General features: G+C 63.2%; 3 protein-coding genes. 2 read left to right on the top strand and 1 reads right to left on the bottom strand.

Annotated elements, in window-relative coordinates; translation table 11 throughout:
• Positions 1-950 precede the first annotated feature (950 nt).
• The gene (locus MOX02_RS29045; protein WP_170268043.1) at positions 951-3968 is read right to left on the bottom strand and encodes a bifunctional diguanylate cyclase/phosphodiesterase; all 3018 of its coding nucleotides are present in this window, start codon (positions 3966-3968) and stop codon (positions 951-953) included.
• Between the two features lie 514 nt (positions 3969-4482).
• Between MOX02_RS29045 and MOX02_RS29040 the strand changes: the two genes are divergently transcribed.
• Both MOX02_RS29040 and MOX02_RS29035 read left to right on the top strand, forming a co-directional pair.
• Positions 4483-4701, top strand: a complete 219-nt coding sequence (locus tag MOX02_RS29040) for a hypothetical protein (protein WP_147029256.1) — start codon at positions 4483-4485, stop codon at positions 4699-4701.
• A 410-nt stretch (positions 4702-5111) separates the two neighbouring features.
• Positions 5112-5402 carry a hypothetical protein gene (locus MOX02_RS29035; protein ID WP_147029255.1) on the top strand — a complete coding sequence of 97 codons (291 nt, stop codon included), beginning with the start codon at positions 5112-5114 and terminating at the stop codon, positions 5400-5402.
• Positions 5403-5814: the final 412 nt, after the last annotated feature.

Below are 5814 nucleotides of genomic sequence, written 5' to 3'. Positions count from 1 at the left end.
GCCCGGCGATGAAGGCGCTTCCAGATATACGCTCGTAGACGGCTTGACTCTGCGACTTCCTCAATGAGGCGACCGTTGAAGCAACAGACACGGCGAGCAGGGAAAAAATCAAAAGCAACATCGCTCTTCCTAAGAGCCCGCCCCGCCCCCGAGGCATGCTCGACAAATAAATAGGCCGTCTAGGGCCGCACAGCGAATAATGCTTTCACTTCTGCTTAACGGCTAGAGCCTTCGCAAGGAGTCAACGTCGCTGCGCGTCTGACAATGATTTTTCTGTTGAGGGATTGCTCACTGCGGACTCTGTTCGCCCTGCCTCTTTCGCCATTTGTAGGTATGCGAATGCGATTGCGCCCAAAAGCGCGATGACCGCTGCGAGGATGATACCTTGGCGGCTCATGGCTCTACCCGGATCAGATTTTCGAACAGCATACCTCGGCCGAGATCACCGAGCCCTTGTTCTAGAAGGCAGCATTTGTCGCATGCAATCGGCTAAGCCAATTTCCAACGGCGCGACCTCGAAGCCGACATCGGCGGCTGACCCGAAGCCGAGGGCACCATCGGCACCGTTCTGAGAAGCAGTGCGCGCAGCGCGGAGGTCACGGCCGACGATTGAGGGGATTAGGTAGTTGCGCGGTGAAACGCGGGACACGGCCGAGCACCTACGCGAACCCTCCATCAGAGTTGCGCATTAAGCCAAGCGCTTTCGCACAATCTTCGGGTGAGCCGCGGGTCATCTGGGACCTGCGTGGCACCTCGAAATCCCACGGCTATCGCGTTGCGGCCTCGCACTCTCAGGTGGTCGATCTAAAGCGGCCGGAGGACATCATCGGCCCGGACTCAGCCCGGCCAGCGGACACGAAGCCGTCTCCGCGGCCAACGCAAGAGGTTCGGGCAGGCGAGGATGACGAGCAGATCGTCTCGCCGGACATGATCCTGGAAGATTGAGGCGGTCAGGCTGCTGCGTCCCGCCTGCCCTTCTGAGCAAACTGGAGCGCTTCTGCTGCGGGGAGAGGGCGGCTGAACAAGTAACCCTGCACCTCGGTGCAGCCCTTCAGCCGGACGCGCTCAAGCTGATCCACTGTCTCGACGCCTTCCGCCGTGATCGCGATGCCGAGGCGTCCACCGAGCGCCACGACCGCTCGAATGATTGCTGCGGTGTTCGGCTCGGCGATCTCGCGGATGAACGAGCGGTCGATCTTGATCTTGTCGAACGGAAATTGGCGCAGGTAGCTCAGGCTGGAGTAGCCGGTGCCAAAGTCGTCAAGCGCGATGCGAACGCCAAGCGCACGCAGGCGATGCAGGACCGCTATGACGGCCTCAGCGTCGGTCAACAGCACGCTCTCGGTGATCTCCAGTTCCAGCCGACTTGGCGCGATGCCAGCGGCCGACAGAGCCTTGACGACGCTCTGCTCCAGGCCGGGCTGCTGGAACTGAACGGCCGAGACGTTCACGGCCACACGTACGTCGCTCGGCCAAGAGGAAGCTGCGCAGCATGCCTCACGCAACGCCCACTCACCCAGCGGGACGATCAGGCCGCTCTCCTCTGCGATCGAGATGAACTCGGCAGGCGAGATCGCACCGCGCACGGGATGCTGCCAGCGCAGAAGCGCCTCGAACCCGCCGACACCACCCTTCGTGAGATCGACGACCGGCTGGTAGTGCAGGCTGAACCCGCCGCTTTCGATCGCCTCGCGCATATCGAGTTCGAGCAGATTCCGAGTGGCCACCGCGGCGTCCATCCCGGACTCGTAGAACTGGAACACGTTCCGCCCAGCCTCCTTGGCGCGGTAGAGCGCGATGTCTGCGTTCCTGAAGAGGGTATCGGCGTCGTCGCCATCCTGGGGACCGGCCGCAATGCCGATGCTCACCCCGATGTGGGCCATGCACCCGTCGAGGTAGAAGGGCTCACGGATCGCGCTGATGATCTCCTGCGCGATGGTGCCCGCAGTGGTGAGGTCAGGCAGGTCCGTGAGGATGACGACGAACTCGTCACCGCTGAGCCGTGCGACCGTGCCACGCTCACGAACGATCCGGTTCAGGCGCTCAGCCACGCGCCTCAGCAGCGCATCACCCGCCGGATGGCCGAAGGTGTCATTCACCGCCTTGAAGCGGTCGAGGTCGAGGCAGAGCACCGCGAAATGGCCACCACCTTGGCTCATCCGGGCGACCTCATCGTTCAGGCGGTCGCGGAAGAAGGTGCGGTTGGGCAGGCCCGTCAGGGCATCGTGCAGGGCCATGTGCTCGATGCGAGCTTCGGCCTCCTTGCGCCGTGTGGTGTCGAGATGCAGCCCGACAAAGCGGATCGCCTCGCCGGTCTCCTCGTCGAAAATGCCCCGCGCAAACACCTGCACCCAGCGCGGTCGTCCTCCAGGCAGAGGTTCTGCCGTCCGGAACTCGCCGCTGTAGGTTGACTGCTGCTCGATGGCCTGTCGCACCCCGCGCCAGACCTGCGGCAGATCATCCGGGCAGACCCGCGCCTCCCATTCCGCAATGGTCATCTCGACCACGCCGTCCGAACCGACCTCAGGAGCGACGGGTATGCCGTGCATGCGGGCACTTTCGGGCGAGTGCCGCACAATGCCGGTCTGCACGTTCCACTCCCACAAGCCCGCCTCTGCCGCTTCCTGGGCAAGGCGCAGGAGATCGGTTGTCTCCTCAAGCTGCCTGCGGGCGGTGAGAATGTCGTCGATGTCGAGAGCGGTCCCCAGCCATTCCACCACCTCTCCATCGCGTCGAACAGGGATGACGATGAGCTTGTGCCAGCGGTAGACACCATCGCGGCGGCAGAGGCGCGCCTCGATCTCGTAGGACTGACCCACGGCTCTGGCGGCGTCCCATGCCTCCACGAAGCGCGGGCTATCCTCAGGATGAAGACGCCTGAAGCGCTCAGCGCGGGTCGCACCGTGGGGGCCATAGAAGGTCCGAAACTGGCGGTTCGAGTAGGTGGCGTCGCCCCGATCGCCGGACATGACCCAGACCATCTGCGGCAGAGCGTCGGCCAGCATGCGCTGCCGCGCCTCGGCTTCAGCGTAGGACTGTGTGGCCGCGTCGGCTGCACGCTGTGCATCCAGCATCCTGCACAGGATCGGCAATGAGACCGCGACGGCGATGAACGCGAGGAAAGCACCCAGGCCCGCGAGCAGGCCGATGGATCGCGTCAGCGGGGCGACGAGAGCAGCCTCGTCGATGCCGATGCTGACCTGCCAACCGGAAAGCGACGAGCGCAGGAAGTGCACCGCAATGCGATGGCCATCCGCATCCATGCCGGACCATGTACCTTGGCCGGGATTGTGCTCGGAGAAGCATCGCGCGCGTTGGCCGATCATCGAACTGCTGTTGATCGAGCGAGCGATGATGAGGCCGCTACGATCTGAGATCGTGCCGAAATACGGGGCGCGAACGCCCGAGCGCTGAAGGAGATCGGCGAAAACCAGCGGATGCATGCTGGCGTCGAGGATGTAGAGCAGCTTGTCAGCACGGATGACTGGCACGCTCAGCACCACCATCGGCAGCTTCAGGATGTGCCCGGTGGTCAGGTCGGAGATGTAAGGCTTCTTCGTCTCAGCCATGATGCGGTCGGCATCCGCCGGGGTCTGCGGAAGCGGTGTGCCGAACGGCTTGCGGGTATTTACTCGTTGCTGGCCGGCCGGATCGCGCAGGATCACCGCGATGCCTTCAGCTTCGAGCAGATCACGACCTTGCTGATCGAAACGTGCGAAGTCGCCCCCATCGAGCGCGGGCGAGGTTGCGAGAGCCTGGAGCATGCTGATCCGGGCTTCGATGAACCGGTCAATCTCGTCGGCTGCTCTCTTAATCAGGTCGATGGTGGTCGCCTGATATCGCTCCTGCTCTGCGGTCACCCACTGCCGCGTGCTCACGGCGCAGAAGATCAACGTCGGCACGACGAGGGCGAGGGCGAACGCTATCGCGTAGAGAACCAGAGACCGTGTCGGTATCGGCAGGGACATGCAGGACGCTCGATGGTTCGACAGCCACGCCGAACCTCCAACCTGAGCGATAGCGCGGAGTCCGTTACCGCGACCTGTTGCCGGATGCTTAATTTCAGGCGAATGCATCCCCAGAGCGGGCTGGCCAACCAGCCATGTCTCCGAGCTACATCGTGGACCGGAGTACATGCTCTGGAGTGGCTGCTCATCCACGTCCATCCAGGCGAGGAAGCAGTTTGCCGCGGATCAGCGACGTTCGCTGCGGCCACTTGTGGGCCACCATCTTACCGGTGCATCCAATCTGCGTCGTCCGGCGTTGAGCCGTCACGAAGATGGCCTTGCACCCCATCGTCCGACCTTCCGGTCGTTCGTGCCGCGGCGCGACCCGGCGGCTCCATAGGAACCTACAAACCCCATGCCCGACGACAGTAGTCGATCGACCTTGCCGCCATTGGCTGGCTGCGTGATCCGCGCCTGATCGTCTGATCCGGCTCGCCCGCGACCAGCCTTGGCGACTGGTCAGACGAGGTGAGCCATGACCATCCCAAACATGTTTTCGCGCACGGCAACGCCTGCGCGACGCGATCACAGCGCCGCCGCCATCGTCATCATGATGGTGCTGGTTTTCGCGCCCGTGATAGGCATGCATGTCGCTGCCGTCGCCTTCGACTCTGACGCTGCATCTGCCACGAATTCCTGGGCCGCCGATGGTCTCGCAACGCTGTTGAGGCTCGGCCACGGCTCGCCGGGCTGACCCGCAAGCTCGGTTCCTCGCCGCCTACGCGGCTTCACTAGGGATGTCGGTCGCGTGTGAGCGGACGAAGCAGCGGTCGAAGGCGTCCGGATCGTAGACGCGTCCGTGCATATCGCTGACCTGCACGTCCTGCGTCTCGTCGCTCTACAAGCTCCTAGCACGCTCCAACGCCGTCTCAGGTGCCCGCACCTGATAGGCGACGTGTCCGTCCGGCGTGTTCGCTCTGATGATGAACTGCAACAGCTTCCCTCCGTGGCTGATACGGCCGAGCTTAACGAACTGAGGCGTGGATGGCGAGGTTGTGCTCGGTAGGGTGAGGATGCGCACCGCGCCCTTCTCCGAACCGCGTCAGGTTCACACCAGATGCACGACCACGGGCGTCGAAGGCCACTGGCGTCACAGGAGGCTCTATGAAGAAGTTGGCTCTTTCGGCTGTTGCAGCCGCGTTTGCAGGCTCCCTGCTCGTCGCTCCGGCCGCTGAGGCTCGCCCAGGCTACCGTGGCGGACACGGCTATCACGGCGGCTACGGCCATCGGGGTGGCTACCGCCACTACGGCCACCGTCGCGGCTCTGGCGTAGGTGGTGCTCTCGCAGCAGGTGCGGCGCTTGGCATCATCGGCGGCGCTATCGCCGCCAGTCAGGCTCCCCGCTACTACGCTCCGGCTCCGGCCTACGGCTACGATCCCTACTACGGCTACTGAGGGCCGTCGTAGTTCGATGCGAAAAGGGGTGCCTTCCGGCACCCCTTTTTCGTTGCTGCTCAGTGAGCCTTGAGCACATACCCATTGATGCGGTTCTGCACTATGCAACCATGCCAAGCGCAACCACGCATCCGATCAGAGTTACGAAAGAAAAACTGAAGCCTAAGCTTGCCTGAAGCAGCGACGGGCCTGACGGGAGCACATTCCTATATTCAGCATTGCTGCTCATTTATCGTCCCCAGCGTTTGAATTTGGCTTGCAACGCAGGCACAAGCTGAGCGGTTCCATCGGAAGGCGTGCACGATTGCTTAGCTGCTGCGCTTCTCGTCCTCAGCGCAATCACGCGATCGTCTCAGGCAACGGGGTTGGAGCATACCCAGCCCTAGGATGATGATGATCCGCTCGCTCTTAG

The organism is Methylobacterium oxalidis (assembly GCF_007992195.1).
Classification (GTDB): Bacteria; Pseudomonadota; Alphaproteobacteria; order Rhizobiales; family Beijerinckiaceae; genus Methylobacterium; species Methylobacterium oxalidis.
Note: the sequence above shows the minus strand (reverse complement) of the source record. Positions and strands in the feature narration are given on the sequence as shown.